Genomic DNA, 14,174 nt, shown 5'->3' on the forward strand with positions numbered 1-14,174 from the left:
GAAATGAATCGGAAAGCTTTGATCTTCGGCGCGCTTGCGTTAGCGGCCCATCCAGGACACGCGAAGGCGCAGCAAGCGGCCAGCCTGCCTCCGGCGGGAGGCGTGCAGGCCATTCCCGGAGGGCAGGCCGAGCGAGGGGCGGACAGCATGATCCCGCCGATCACGCCGGGCATGATCAAAGCGCTCGGCAATCGTCTCGGCGAAAACAAGCGGGCGCAGGAAGAAGTGATGACGCAATACGCCGCGCCGGACAGCCGGCGCGTCGTCGTGTCGTTCACGCCCGGCCAGCCGACCCCGATCATCCAGGTGGTCAAGGGCTATCCGACCGCTGTGAGCTTCTTCGACACGACAGGGGAGCCATGGCCGATCGCGTGGGACACGAATTCCAATCCCGCGGGCGCGACCGGGGGCGTGAACTGCAACTCAAATTCGAGCGGCAACGGCGCGGCGATCGCGACCGTTGGGTTTTACGTCTGCACGCCAGTCCAGGGCAGCAATGTCTTGCAAATCACTCCCGCCTCACTCAGCCCGCGCGGGGGCCTTTTGGTCAATTTGCAGGGCGCCCCCAAGCCGTTTTCGTTCGTGCTGATTGGCGGCGGCAGCCGGTATGACGCCGACCTCTCGGTTCAAGTGTCGAGCAAGGGGCCGAAAGCCAAGACGCCGATCGCGCAAGCCGCCGCGCCGGACACGGCCTCGCCCTTTCTGACGGCTTTGCTGGACGGCGTGGCTCCGGCGGAGGCGACGCCCTTGTCGGTCAGCGGCGTTTCTCCCGACGACCTGAGGGCCTGGCGCGTCGGCGACCGGATTATTTTGCGGACGCGCTACACATTGGTCTCGCCGGAGTGGACGGCCTCGGAGAGCGCCGAGGGCGGCCTCACCGTCTATTCGATTCCCCAAACCCCCGTCGTGCTCTTGTCCGCCGAAGGGCGCACCGTTTCAGCCTCTCTCGCGGAGTAGAAAGATGTCGTTGTTTTCGATGAGGCCAATGCTGTCCTTGTGGAGGAACGGGTTGTTCAATGGAATTGGCCGCGGCGGTCCGGGGCGTCTCATCGCGATCGTAGCGGTCGGCGGCCTGATGATTGCGGCGGTCGCCGGCGTCGCCTTGATGCGAGGCGCGGGGGCGCCCGAATCGAAAGTGGCGAAAATGCCTATCACCAACGCCTTGCCCGGAGGGACAAAAAGCACGCCGGCGCAGGAGGCGCTTCTGCTGAAACATTCGCAGGAAGAGGCGGCGAAGGCGGAAAAGGTCAAGGCGGGCTATACGCCGCCCATGCCCGGGAGCCGCTTGCTGAACCCGCCCGTCGCGAAAGAGACCGGCGTCGAGGCGATCCCCGCCGAAGAGCCCGTTGCGACGCCTGAGGTTCACGCCGTGATCCCGCCGCCGCCCGCCTATGTGCCGCCGGACAGAAACGTCATGGCGCCGCCGCCGGCGCGGATCGAAAGGGTGAATGCGACGGACATTTCGGAGAGCGATCAGGCGACGAAGAAAATGATGGCGGATATGTTCAACGGCTTGTCGGCCGCCCCGCCGCGCACCGATGTCATTTTGCAGCCAGCCGTTCTCAACGGGGAAAGCCGCGCGCCCTCTCTCGGGACGGCGGCGGGTGCAGCAAACGCCGTTGCGCGGGTCCCTGCGGAGGTGCTGGTGCCCGCGGGGAGGGGCGTTTACGCGCACACTGTCCTGGCTGTCGATTCAGATACGGGTGGACCGATCGTTCTCGAAGCCGACACAGGGCCGCTCGCCGGTTCGCGCATGCTCGGATCCTTCGCCAAGAACGAGGGAGAACGGCTGGTCGTGCGGGTTCGCGCCATGACCTACAAGGGGAAGGCGGTCGACGTGAACGGGATCGTCGTCTCTCCCGATACGATGGAGACCGCCGTGGCCTCCAGCGTGGACGAACATTATCTCGAACGCTTCGCCTTGCCTTTTGCGGCGGCCTTCGTGGAGGGGCTCGGGCAGGCTGTGGCGCTGGGGAATTCTGCGACGCAAATTTCGCCGTTTGGAGGCGCGATCACGACTTACAATCCGCTGAACTTCAAACAGCAGGCGATGCTCGCGGGCGGCGTCGCCGCGGGGCGAATTGGCCAGACGATCCAGCAAGCGGTTCCGAAGGGACCGACTGTTCATCTCGCGGCGAATGTCGGCGTTGGCGTGATGTTTCTGGCGGACGTCGCTGCGCCAACGAAATGAGCGCCGCAATGCCGTGCGGACTCCAATTTTGCGGACGCCTCCGCCTGCAACCTTGGCGAAAAGAACAGGGCCGACGCGAATTTCCCCGCCCATAAAATTTTATGCGCCCGTTCGCGCGCCCGCGCGCGACCCTCTAGCCTGCAGACTAGAGGAGTTGTGAAATGAATGTGCATGTTGCCGAGACACAGACGATTGGCATAAATGACGAAGGGAATTTTGCGCACGAGAGCGAGACTCTCGCCTTGCCGGGTGAAGAGCCTCGCCTGCTGGCGTCGGATCCAGCAGAGCGCTTTGACTGCCCGGCTGATCTGCACAAACCCTCCCCGCGAGAGCGGATTAACGTCTCCCTCTCCGCGGCTCTTGCCCGCGTTGCTCGAACGCGGACGAAGGGCGGCGAGAACGCACGAGCCAGCAGCGATCCCTTTAGCGATCCCGCCGCAACGCGCGTCGATAGCGGCGAGGAAAGCATCGTCTTGCGAATCGGCCGCGAAGGTCAGAAACCGGGCGGCGCTCATGAGGCGCCTCGCGCGCCGCGGCCGTTGTGGAGAAGGCCAGAGATTGTTTGTTCCGCCTCCGCCCTGGCTCTGTTGGCCGCGGGGGCAGGGTTCCTCCTGCTGCCTTCGAACCCACTGAGCGTCGCCGAGACGGGGACAGGCGCCGCGGTTGAAATGGAACCGAAGCTGATGGCGCCTGCGGCGAAACTCGCCGAGGTTCCCGGCCGCCAGCCGACCGGCGAGACCTATGTCAAACCAGCCCCGCTCCTCGCGGGAAAAGAGGATCAGCTCAAGGAAATCCTGGCGTTCAAAGCGGATGCGGGCGAGGCGCAACCCGGCAAAGAGCAGGGCGATGCGGCGCACCCGCCGACACCTGCGCGGGAGGGGCTCTCGGCAGTTCGGGCTGACGCCGCGGTCAAAACTTCTGAGGCGCGGAGCGAAGGCGCCGCCGCGCCTTTGATCAAATCGCCGCCCGCGCTGGGCAACACGATCGAGGCGTCTTCCGTCCCAACCCTAACTGCGCCGAGCAAAACCTCAGTAATTGCTGAGGAGCCGACGGGGGCGGGGACGGTCAAGATTGAGAGCAGCCGCGCAGAGGCGGCGGCGCCAGCGCAGCCAACGGAAATGGGCGGCGCGCCAGCCGCTGGGCCAGCGGCTTTACAGTCAAAGGCTTTGGCGGCGGACGACAAAAAGGCGGAGGCTCAAACCCTCGCCCTGGTCACGCAACTGGCGACGATGGTGAAGGAGCAAAAGAACGAATTAGCCGCTCTCAAGGGAGAACTCCACGCCTTCTCTGCATTGGTTCAGACGCGGTTCGATGACAGCGATCGGCGTCTCTCGCTGGGCGAAGCTGCGCGCGCCGTCGAAGGCGCCAAGGCGGCGTCGACGCCAGCCCCCGCCGTCACAGCTTCGATTTCCGAAGGACCAGCCGTCGGGCCGAAGAAGATCACCCCAGCGATCAAGGGCTCTCCATCCCCGCCTGCGGCGGCGAGCGCCGCCGAAGAGGCAAAGCGCTATCGCGTTCAGGCGGCGTCCCCGCAGCTCGCGATGCTCGCCGAAGTCGGCATCCCCGGCGATCAATCCCCTCCGCTGCAAGTCTCGCCCGGGGCGAAGATTCCTGGTTTCGGGAAAGTTCTTCGCATCGTTCAGCGCGGCGCGGATTGGGTGGTCGAAACGGAGCACGGCGTGATCAGCGCTCGATAGACATCGAGAGAGGAGCGTCACCGATGCAAGGGCTGGTGAGTTTCGCGGGCGAGATCGGCAACGCACTGGCGATCTTGTTGCCAACGTTCTGCTATCTGGCCGCGCTGATTTGCTTCATTTTTTCCGCCTGGGGCTTTTGGCGCCAGGCGAGTCCCGACAATCCATTCCGGGGCAAGCCATGGGTTCCGTTCGTTTCCCTGGTGCTTTCGGGGGCTTTTGCGAGTTTCAACAGCGTTCTCACCATGGCGAACGTCAGCGCCGGAACCAATCTCGTCGTGTCGATCACGGCTTTGACCAGCTACACGCCGCCAAATGTGGGCGAGGTTTTAGGCGGCGCGCCGGGCGATACATTGATCAATGTTGTGCAGCTGTTTCAAGGGTTCTTTCAAGCCTTTGGCGCAATGGCCTGCTTTTTCGCGGCTGTGGCGTGGCGATCTGTCATCAACGGCGTCGGCAATCGCAGCCAGGGCGGATGCCTTATCCAATTTACCTTTGGCATTATGCTGATCAACATTCTGACGATGGCGCAATGGCTCGTTTCGATGTTTCAAACCGGCGCTTAAAAAGCAATTTCGTGTTCGCGCCGCCGCTTGAGAGTCTGGACGTCGAGGGGCGGACCCCTCGCCTTTTGAACCCCATCCGAGGAGATTAGGTGTGAATATCGTCGTCAACAAAACGGGGGGCGTGAAGTCTCTTGCCCTTGGGCTGTCCGCGGTCGCGCTGCTGAGCGGATCGAACGCGTTCGCCGCCGGCGGCATCGGCGCGCAGGTGCAGGCGATCGCGCAGGAGTTCTCGACCGCGGGCGGCTTTGGCGCCAGCACGGCGATGTATGTCGGCGCTCTGATCTGCTTCGTCGCCGGGGCCTGGTATCTTTGGCAATCCCGCCAGCCCGAAAACCGCGAATCGGGGAAGGTCGCAGCCGGCGTCGCCGGTCTCGTGTTAACAGGTCTCCTGGTCACCGGCGGCAACTGGATCCAGAAAGCGGCGAACACCGCGTCCGGCGCCAACGCCACGATTTCCGACACCGCCGCCGCTGTTACGTTCCAATAAGATCATGCGCCTTCTGCCGCTCTCCTTCTCCGCGCACGCGACGGCCTCCAGCCCCCATGGCCTGCCGCACGCGCCTTGGGGAGCGGCAGGTCCGGGCTCCTGCCAGTTCTGCGGATTTGGCCGTCGAGACTGGCAGGAGCTCTTTCACGTCACCGGAGATCATACGGATTTCTCGCCGTGGAACGTCGTGTCGTCCTGCATCCTTTGCCATCTCCTGCAACATCTCGATCGCGAGACGATCGATGAGGAAGCCGCGCCCATCTTCATGCCGGAATTGACGCAAGCCGTCGTCAATAGTCTGGCGCGGGCTGTTCACATCCAGCTGGTCAGGAACGGCGAACCGCCGACGCTCATCCGCCCGTCCTTAGCGCACAGCATCGAGATCCGGAGCGCGCTGTCGGCGTCGCTGGCTCTGCGCGATCGCGCGCAGCCGGCTGCGGCGATTCTTGGTGCACATTCGCCGCGCGATTTGTGCGCGGCGCTCTTACGCTGCATGCCCGCTCTTTACGAACGGCGGAGCAAGCTTTTGGCGAGCCTGCGGCTGTTGCCGCTTGGACGCTATTTTCGAGATGGAAAAGACATTTATCCAAGTCTGCTCGCGGCCCTCCCAAAGCGGCGAATGTGATGGAGTTTCACCATGTTTGCTAGCGTCGCGCGCCTTCTGGCCGGAATCTCTCTCGCCGTGAAGCAGCCGCTCGCAAGTTATTGCGACCTCGAAACGACCCATGGCGACGCCCTCGTCACCAAACAGGGCGATTACGTTTCGTTCCTGCGCATCGACGGCATGAAAAGGATGGCGACAAGGTCCGACATCGAGAGCCTCGCCAAGGCGATGCGGATCGAATTGTCGGGAGCCCTGGAGACGAAGGGTCATGCGATCGTCGGCTGGTATCTGTCTGACCCCGAGCTTGCGGGCCGCGAAATCGAGCGGGTCAATATCGGTGCCTGCCGGAAGGTGGCCCGGCAATTGGGGCTTGATCTGACGGATATTCTTGATGAGCGCCAGCGCCTTTGGTCGCAAATGATGCGCGTCGAGGCCTCTTATTTCGTGCTCTGGACGCGGCGCGCGGTTCTTAGCAAAGAAGAACTGAAGCAGATGAAGGAGGAGCAGGCGGCGCAGGCGCGGGAATGCCCCTCGATCGGAGACGCCCAAAGGTTTTTTCTGCGCAACGAGGTGATGGCGGCGCATCACGCGGGTTTTGTCGCCCGCGTCACGGCGACCCTGCGCGCCTCCGACATCGCAGTCGAAGAAATGACGGCGCGGGACGCGCTGGTCGCGATCCGCGAGGGATTGTACCGGGAAACAGCGGGGGCGCCTTGGCGGCCGATCCTTGTGGGAGACAAGGTCATGCCGAGGCTGCCGGAAGAGGACGTCCGGAAGGCGAGCAAAGAAGGGCTTCTGTGGCCCTCGCTCCGCAGCCAGATTTTTCACGAAGATGCGGAAACGCACGGCGGCCAGCGCGTCGATTTCGGCGATTATGAATATACCAGCGTCGACCTGGTGATCGGGCCGGAAGATCCCCGGCCCTTCGTGGAGCTCGCCAGCGCGCTGGCGCGGGACCGCATCCCGTTCCGGAGCAGCTTCGTCATCGAGAGCGCCGGCCGCGCCGGGATGGCGTTCAAGGAAATCGGTGCGTCGTTTCTCGCGATCTTTCCCGCCAATCGTGATCTGCAGCGGGCTTTTGCGACCTTGCGGCGAGAGCGCGAGCAAAACAATCACATCAGCGTCAAGCTGCGCGCTTCTTTTGCGACCTGGGCGCAAAAAGGCGAGACGCGCATTTTGCGGAGGCGCGCGGCGGCGCTGCAACAGCGGATCGAAGGCTGGGGCAATTGCAAAACCACGCGGGTCAGCGGCGATCCTCTCGAAGGCGTGCTGAGTTCCGTCCCGGGCCTGTCCCTTGCTTCGACCGGCAACCCCGCGCTCGCCCTTCTTGGCGAGTCGCTGCCCATGCTGCCGTGGAACCATACGGCCTCGCCCTGGAGCGAAGGCAGCGTCATGCTCCGCGCGCCCAATGGCGCGATCTGGCCTTATGATCCATCGGGCGGCTCCAAACGGCCTCTGGTCATCGATATCCTCGTGGCGCCCCCCGGCTCAGGCAAGTCCGTGCTGGCGAATTCGATCAATCTTGGCCTTTGTCTCAGCACCGCCGTGCTCGGGTCTCACGGCGCGAAATTGCCGCTGATCGGAAAGCTCGACATCGGATCGTCTGCGGAAGGGTTTGTGCGCCTCATCCAGGAAGCGCTCGGGCCGGCCCGCCGGCACGAGGCGATCTACGTCGGCATGCAATTCGCGGCCGGATATGAGTTCAACGTCTTCGATCTTCAGGTCGGCTGCGAAACGCCGCTGCCGCTCGAAGAGGCGTTCCTGCAAAACTTTCTGTCGCTGATCACGCTGCCGCCCGAAATAACGACGCCGTTCGAGGGCATGCCGCAGATGATCCGGCTCGTGTTAGACGAGGCCTATCGGCTCTGCATGGACTTGCCCGGCGCCTCGCCAAAACGCTATCGGCGCAATGTCGAGCCGATCGTGGACGCCGCCATCGATCGGCATGCCATTCAACTACACCCTGAAGATCCGATTTGGCGCGACGTCGTCACTGCGCTCTGCGACGTCGAGGAATATCGGCTCGCCGAAATCGCTCAGCGTCACGCCGTTCCGATTCTGGAAGATCTGGTGAAGGCATCGCGGTCCGAACAGGTCAAGGACCGGTTCGCAAGCTTGAAGATTTCGATCACGGCGGAGCATGCGTCTGAATTGTTCGAACGCTACATCTATGACGCCATCCGGAATTATCCGACCTTGAACAATCCGACGAAACTCGATTTCGGATCGGCCCGGATCATCGTCCTCGATTTGCAGGACGTCGCGCCGACGGGATCGGCGGCGAACAACCGCCAGACTGAAATGATGTATCTCCTCGGGCGGCACATCCTGGCGCGCAACTTCTTCGTCCGGCCTGACTATCTTCACTATATCCCCGAGCACATGCGCAAATATCATGGGCCTCGGTTCAAGGAGACCTATGAGACGGTGAAGCGGCTCGATTTCGATGAATGGCATCGGACGGAAAAGAGCCCGCAAGTGCGCGCCCAGGCCGAACTCGACGCCCGCGAGGGGCGAAAGCATAACGTCCAGCTCGGCTTCTCAAGCCAGCGGCTGTCCGATTTCGGCGACGGATTGATTGCGCAATCGACGGGCCGGTTCATCCTGCGCGCCGGCGACGAGCAAGAAGTCGATGAAATCATCAAGCGTTTCCATTTGACCGAGGCGAGCGCCGCGATCGTCCGCAATGGACTGCATGGTCCGGGACCCGGCGGCGCTCCATTTCTTGCTGTTCTCCAGGTCGAGAATTCCAAATACGAACAGCTGCTTGTCAACACCCTCGGCCCGATCGAATTGTGGGCGCTTTCGACGACCCCGGGCGACACAGCGCTGCGCAACCGCCTCTACGACAAAGTGGGGTTCAGCGAGGCCCTGCGCCGCCTCTCCAAGATATTCCCCCGCGGATCGGCCTTGAAAGAGATCGAACGCCGGAAGGCGGATCGCGTTAGGAGCGGGCAGATGGAGGCTGGGGCCCAAACCGGGGTGATCGAAGAACTGATGCTCGAGCTTGTGGACGGCCGCGGCGTCGCCATGACACTGCGTGCCTACGCACTCGGCGGCGACGAAGATTATTCGATCGCCGCCCAATAAGGGGCGAGCGCCGCTGACCGCATTCATTAAAACCAGCATTCTTCTCCGGCGGTCCGCGGATCTAGATTATTTGGCATTTTTTACCGCGGATGGCCGTTTGGGTGGCTTTCAGTCAGTCCGCTCCCGGGCCCGCACATTGGTAAGCGCCCATTCTGGTCTATGGCGTGGCCCGTGGATAGCCGGCTGTCAAAGGAATCTATTGAACGGTAAGGGGTGCCGCCAGAAGCGGAATTCGTCCCGCCAGTCTCCCGCATTTGCCACTTCCCGTATGGTCGCGTCAGGGGTATTGTCCGATTGCAAACCACTCCTGGGCCGTGGAGGTGCACAATGCCTTCGACAGTGGATCCGTTTGAGGATCTAAAGACACGCCAGCGCGAAATGTGGTCGTCATTCGCGCCGACTGCGACTTTCACCACACCGGTCGCAGGGCACTTGGTTGAGTTCGCACAGATCAAGCCCGGCGAGACCGTTCTTGATGTCGCTACCGGCACGGGTGTCGTTGCGATTACGGCGGCGCGGGCGGGCGCCTCGGTGAGGGGAATTGACTTAACGCCTGCCTTGCTCGACGCAGCACGCGAGAATTCGCGTATAGCCAACGTGGAGATTCAATGGCTTGAGGGGGACGCTGAGAATCTGCCTATCCCCGATGGCCAATTCGATGTTGTCGTTAGCCAGTTTGGCCACATGTTTGCGCCCCGGCCCGAAGTCACCATTGAACAAATACGTCGCGTGCTGAAGCCGGGAGGTCGCATTGCATTTGCGACCTGGCCGCCGGAGCACTTTGTTGGTCAGCTATTCGCTTTCGTGGCTAATAACTCGCCGCCGCCTCCACCTGGGGCTGCACCACCACCGCAATGGGGGAACCCGAGCATTGTTGCCGAGCGCCTCGGCGCCAGGTTCGAGGCGCCCTTTTTTGCTCGCGGCGTCATGCTGTTTCCGGCGCTCAGCCTAGCGCACTTCCGGGAATTTATGGAGCGCTCTGTTGGTCCGATGCAGAAGCTGATTGAGGGTGCCGCCAAGGACCCGCAGCGGCTTGCTGCCTTGCGTTCTGAGTTCGAGACACTCGCTGCACCGTATTACTTCGGCAACATGATCCGTCAGGATTATCTGCTGACCCGTGCCAAGGCCCTTTGAAGGCATTGAGCAAGACGGTGACGGTGCACTGGCGCTCGTCCGGTGCGAGGTGGCGTAAGCAATGGCGCCGTCTGGCATCGGTCCAATTGATTGAGAGCGGAAGGGCAGCTCTGGGTGGATTTCTGCCTGTCCGCTTGGGAGCCGCGATGGGCGAAACCGGTCATTCGGTTCACATGATCGGGCCGAAAGGGGAATGACTGGTTCGGAGAGCCCGAAGCAGATTAGCTGTCGTTCTCAGATCACTGGGCGATAGCAGCTCAAGACACACGCCGTTCCAAGACTCGGGTTCGATTGTCCAAACCGGTCGTCCCCGAAGTTGGATTGCCGACTGCAGAGCGCCCAATTGGGCCGTCCAGCCGACCGCCCAAGGTCGGTGGATCGCGACTCATTGGCTGAGATCACATTTAGCTTGCCTGCGTCGGCCGACCGAGGAAGAAAAGTAGGGGCTTAGTCCGAAACAAAACTATACTACGATCAATTTGAATGCTTTAATAGCATTGTCAGTTACACGAAAACGTGCCCTCCCGAGAGATGGAGTCAATTGATGCTCCCTAATTCATTAAATCCCATTGGCGAAAGCACGCCTTTCTCGATAGGCCCATACTCGAATGGCGGTCCAGCAACAGGTCACGATCTCGAGTATCATATAGAGTCATTGCGGGAACTCGATAAATTACGTAGGCGAAGCGCTGAATTGCGTGATCAGGGGCACGAGGCCCTGATACAATTGATATTAGGGCATGATCCGTGCGTATTTAGATTAGAAGAATTATATATCGAACAGTGGGAGAAAGACAATAGCAAAAGTTGGAAAGATCTATTTAATGAAGATCTTGAGTTAGAAAAAGACAATATGAAACGAAGCTTAAACATTAAAAGCATTCCATATGATTTGTCTAAGCGATATTTTGAAAATAAATATAAAGACATTTTCTCAGGTGGATGTCTTGTTGATTACGTGACTGCTTTGCGAGTTTTCAATAAATTTGCAAATTACGAAAAACGCAACGTTGAATCGTCATTCGTAGATTTTATAAGACAAAGACTTACCATAATGAATGAGATATTTAATATCGAGATTATAAAAAACGAAAAGTATTCCATTCATGTCGCGACAGAATTAATGAGGGCGCTGCTTACGGAGCCAAGTTGCGCTTTATCGCCTCTTTTTTTCCGGTGTTGGTATTGGATAGTACGTGAACTATACATTGCTGTTGATCCAGACTGGTGCGTGGGGGGCGCGCGCCCAATACCCGAACAAAACAATGAAGTGAGCGCCTATACCACGGCGCGTTGCGTTCAGGCCACAATCGATTTTGTCAATTGCTTAGACACGGCAGCCAAATTTTTTAGCGAAGTGGCGCGTATTGTCCAACAAATTGAGGACCTCAACGAAAGTACAATTCCTGATCAATGGATAGAAATTGACAAGAGACGTCTAGCGAAATCTGGTTATGTTACTCTTAGACAGCTATCTAAAAATCTTTGCTTTGAAATTTCTCTACCAAATTCTATCGGAGCTTTCGATGAAGCTTATTTTATGAATGATCTCCGAGAGAGTGTTATCCGGGCGATCGGGCAAGCACAAACAAGCGTCGATAAAATATTAGAAGAGATTACTCAATTCCGCGACAGCGAGCGATCATATATTGAAAATAGTCGATCCTCTATGGCCTCTTCTACAGCACATGAAATAGCATATTCATTTTTGAAACATTCTCAAGAGTCAATAGGAAAGATGACTCGAATTGCGGCCTCGTCAGAAATTTCAAGGTTTTGGAGTGATCTTTCGGATATTATTAAACATGGCGCGAATCAGGTCCGTTTAGGCTTGAGCCCGGTCAAGAATTACCTTTCCACCGTTATTGACCGGCAACTTAGCGCAGGTGATCCCAGCAGCAAGCGCCAGTTGGACGCGCCGGATTTGGCATGGGCGGCGGCGGCCTACGCTATGATCGCCGAAAAAGAAATAACCCGACAGGACGACGACAAATGGTTGCGGCATGCGGCCACGTGTTTGGATAATGCGTTTACTGGAGAAGGGACTATACCTCGCGGACATCCGTTTTACACCGATGAAAGCGGAAGCTCATATAGCAGCGATACGATCGGATTGTATGCTTTTGCCGAGCTAATCAGGCGCGTCGGCTATCCTCTCGATCTTTTGAAATCTAGATTGGAAATGCTCAAATATTTGGAGAAGACGTTCGTAGAAAAAACGGAGGTCAACCCGCCTGGCTGGCGTTCAAAATATGGATCCCCGAAGCCACACCTGGAGCGGACTGCCGAAGCTGTTGAGGTGCTGGCGTCGATAAACCACATGTACGACGAAGGTATAAATGAGATTATATTTGAACATTTCTCGGTAAAGCGTCCTGGCGAGCTTAAGGAAACAACTGGCTTGGTGCTTGATCAGCTATTTTATCCCGATTATGGTTTCGCCAATCTTCGCAATCCGGAACTTCGCCAGGAGCCTGCGGCGATCGTCCTTCAAAAAATGCGCAGGCACATCACCGGAGGCAGAGACGTTCCAAAAAGCGAACGGCTTCACTCCTTGGTGCTGCATGGTCCTGCTGGAACAGGAAAAACAACCTTCGTCGAAGCCTTGGCTTTGACGTGTGGCGTGCCCTTGGTGGAAGTTACGCCAAGTGATATTGCGAAAGGAGGGCAGGACGATATCGAACGGCAGGCCCGGGTAGCCTTTGAATCGCTTTCACTGTTGACGCGAGTCGTAATACTTTTCGACGAATTCGATCCTCTTCTGAAACGTCGCGACACCAGCGCCGAACGGGCGGCGAGCATCTTTACGTTTCTTACCCCTGGTATGCTTCCAAAGCTCAAAACTCTGAGCGAGAGAGCCAAAAAGCGTCATGTCGCCTATGTGCTGATTACAAATCTGATTGGTACGCTCGACGAGGCTGCGATCCGGGACGGCAGGTTTGATCTCAAGTTGGGAGTTTATCCGCCGGACCCGCTTTCGCGATACGGGCGATTGGCTTGGGCTTATGGCGCGAGGTTTAAAAGCGAACATAAAAGTGAGACCAATTTACAGGAGCTGATGGCAGGTTTGGAAAACAAGCTGGCGGAAGTCGTGCGAATGACCCCCGGTAAAGGCATGGTTGCGCTCAACCGCAATGGTTGGTTTGGACGACTTCGATCAAAGGAGCCGGAACCTGAAACGCCCAGCGATTATCTTTTAAGCGAGGATGGGAAAACGATAACAGTGCCCGAGGCTGAGGATCAGCTAAACGGGATTAGGGGGCAAGGAGCGGCTGCGGAGAAAGAATTCAAACAGTGGAGTTTTCTCAGAGCGTGGGACGAGTTTGCTAAGATAGACGAAAAAAACCCGGAAAATACAAAATCATTGGACCAAGTATTAGGATGGCCACATTCCGATCAAGAGCTTAAATCTGTAATTTCGAAAGCTAATTATGAGCTTAAAGGCAAAGATTATCGACGGAGGATTGCGTTTCTGGGAGATGAGCTCAAGATTCGATGGTCTGAAACCTCGGACGGTCTCAATGTTAGACTGAAACAGTTTTTGAATGGTGATTTCACCATATCAAAAGCGAGGCATTTCTGCTCCACTCACATTTTTTCAGCCGACGATTTATTAATATTCAAATTGCTTGCTCAGCGAGCTTTAGATTGTGAGATTTTAGAAGATACGGGGGTTGTATCAAGTATCATATACATTCATATTTTGGCTAAAGAGTTATTCGACAATAAAAATACTCTTGAAAATTACCTGCGCGTATATGAAGATGACGATGAAAAATTAGTAGCTCAATGGGACAGACTGAAAATCCTTCACCAAAAGATAGAAAATGAGATGATCAACATTTGGCCCCGGATATCAGAGGATTATGACGCTTATAAAATGTCAAGCTCTTTTATTGCGCAATTGGTCAACGACAGAAAGGCCTGAGCTAAGCAAATTGCCACGCGGGCGAAACGTAAAGTGATTGTATCCGTACACCTTTTGGTGTTTTGGTCTCAACCGGTCGAATAAGCTGGCCCGACCCCGCCATAGACCGAAAGGCCGATTACCAAACTGTAGGGCCCGGGAGCAGACAGAAATCCGCCCATCTCGCCCATTCGTGAATTTGATACGAACGTCCGCTTCGGAGCAGAGCAAATGTTCGACCGAACGACGAGCATGGGCGCTCTGCAGTCTGGACCCTAACTTCGTGAACGCCCGCTTAAGAGAATCGGAACCTGGCCTTGGAACGACCGCCTTGGGTCGGTTACTGACCTTGGCTGACCAAATGACTCAGGTGGTTGGATTTCTGCCGGTCCGCTCGTGATCCCGCAATTGGTAAGCGGCTGTTCTGTCTTTCGCGGCTCGGCCGAACGGCTTCGCGATTTGACTACGACGGAAATCTGAGCGCATGAAACTTCTAAGTTG

At 58.0% G+C, this 14,174-nt stretch carries 9 protein-coding genes; all 9 read left to right on the top strand.

Annotation, left to right across the window (positions count from 1 at the left end; all coding sequences use genetic code 11):
- Positions 1–3 precede the first annotated feature (3 nt).
- Positions 4–957 carry a DotH/IcmK family type IV secretion protein gene (locus tag BM177_RS17085; protein ID WP_091686050.1) on the top strand — a complete coding sequence of 318 codons (954 nt, stop codon included), beginning with the start codon at positions 4–6 and terminating at the stop codon, positions 955–957.
- A 4-nt stretch (positions 958–961) separates the two neighbouring features.
- Positions 962–2,191, top strand: a complete 1,230-nt coding sequence (locus tag BM177_RS17090; protein ID WP_091686053.1) for a DotG/IcmE/VirB10 family type IV secretion system protein — start codon at positions 962–964, stop codon at positions 2,189–2,191.
- A gap of 161 nt (positions 2,192–2,352) precedes the next feature.
- On the top strand, positions 2,353–3,888 hold the full coding sequence (locus tag BM177_RS17095) for a hypothetical protein (protein ID WP_091686056.1): 1,536 nt from the start codon (positions 2,353–2,355) through the stop codon (positions 3,886–3,888).
- A gap of 23 nt (positions 3,889–3,911) precedes the next feature.
- Positions 3,912–4,451: a hypothetical protein gene (locus BM177_RS17100; RefSeq protein ID WP_091686058.1), complete on the top strand. Its 540-nt coding sequence runs from the start codon at positions 3,912–3,914 to the stop codon at positions 4,449–4,451.
- Positions 4,452–4,542: 91 nt separating this feature from the next.
- Positions 4,543–4,938 (top strand): hypothetical protein, encoded by a 396-nt coding sequence (locus BM177_RS17105; protein WP_210185929.1) that lies wholly within the window; start codon positions 4,543–4,545, stop codon positions 4,936–4,938.
- A gap of 4 nt (positions 4,939–4,942) precedes the next feature.
- A complete protein-coding gene (locus tag BM177_RS17110; RefSeq protein WP_091686061.1) occupies positions 4,943–5,563 on the top strand; it encodes a hypothetical protein in 621 nt (206 codons plus the stop codon).
- A 12-nt stretch (positions 5,564–5,575) separates the two neighbouring features.
- Positions 5,576–8,632 (top strand): ATP-binding protein, encoded by a 3,057-nt coding sequence (locus tag BM177_RS17115; protein WP_091686063.1) that lies wholly within the window; start codon positions 5,576–5,578, stop codon positions 8,630–8,632.
- Positions 8,633–8,959: 327 nt separating this feature from the next.
- Positions 8,960–9,766 carry a class I SAM-dependent methyltransferase gene (locus BM177_RS17120; RefSeq protein ID WP_091686066.1) on the top strand — a complete coding sequence of 269 codons (807 nt, stop codon included), beginning with the start codon at positions 8,960–8,962 and terminating at the stop codon, positions 9,764–9,766.
- 544 nt (positions 9,767–10,310) lie between these two features.
- Positions 10,311–13,694 (top strand): ATP-binding protein, encoded by a 3,384-nt coding sequence (locus BM177_RS17125; protein WP_091686067.1) that lies wholly within the window; start codon positions 10,311–10,313, stop codon positions 13,692–13,694.
- Positions 13,695–14,174: the final 480 nt, after the last annotated feature.

The organism is Methylocapsa palsarum, assembly GCF_900114285.1.
GTDB lineage: Bacteria > Pseudomonadota > Alphaproteobacteria > Rhizobiales > Beijerinckiaceae > Methylocapsa > Methylocapsa palsarum.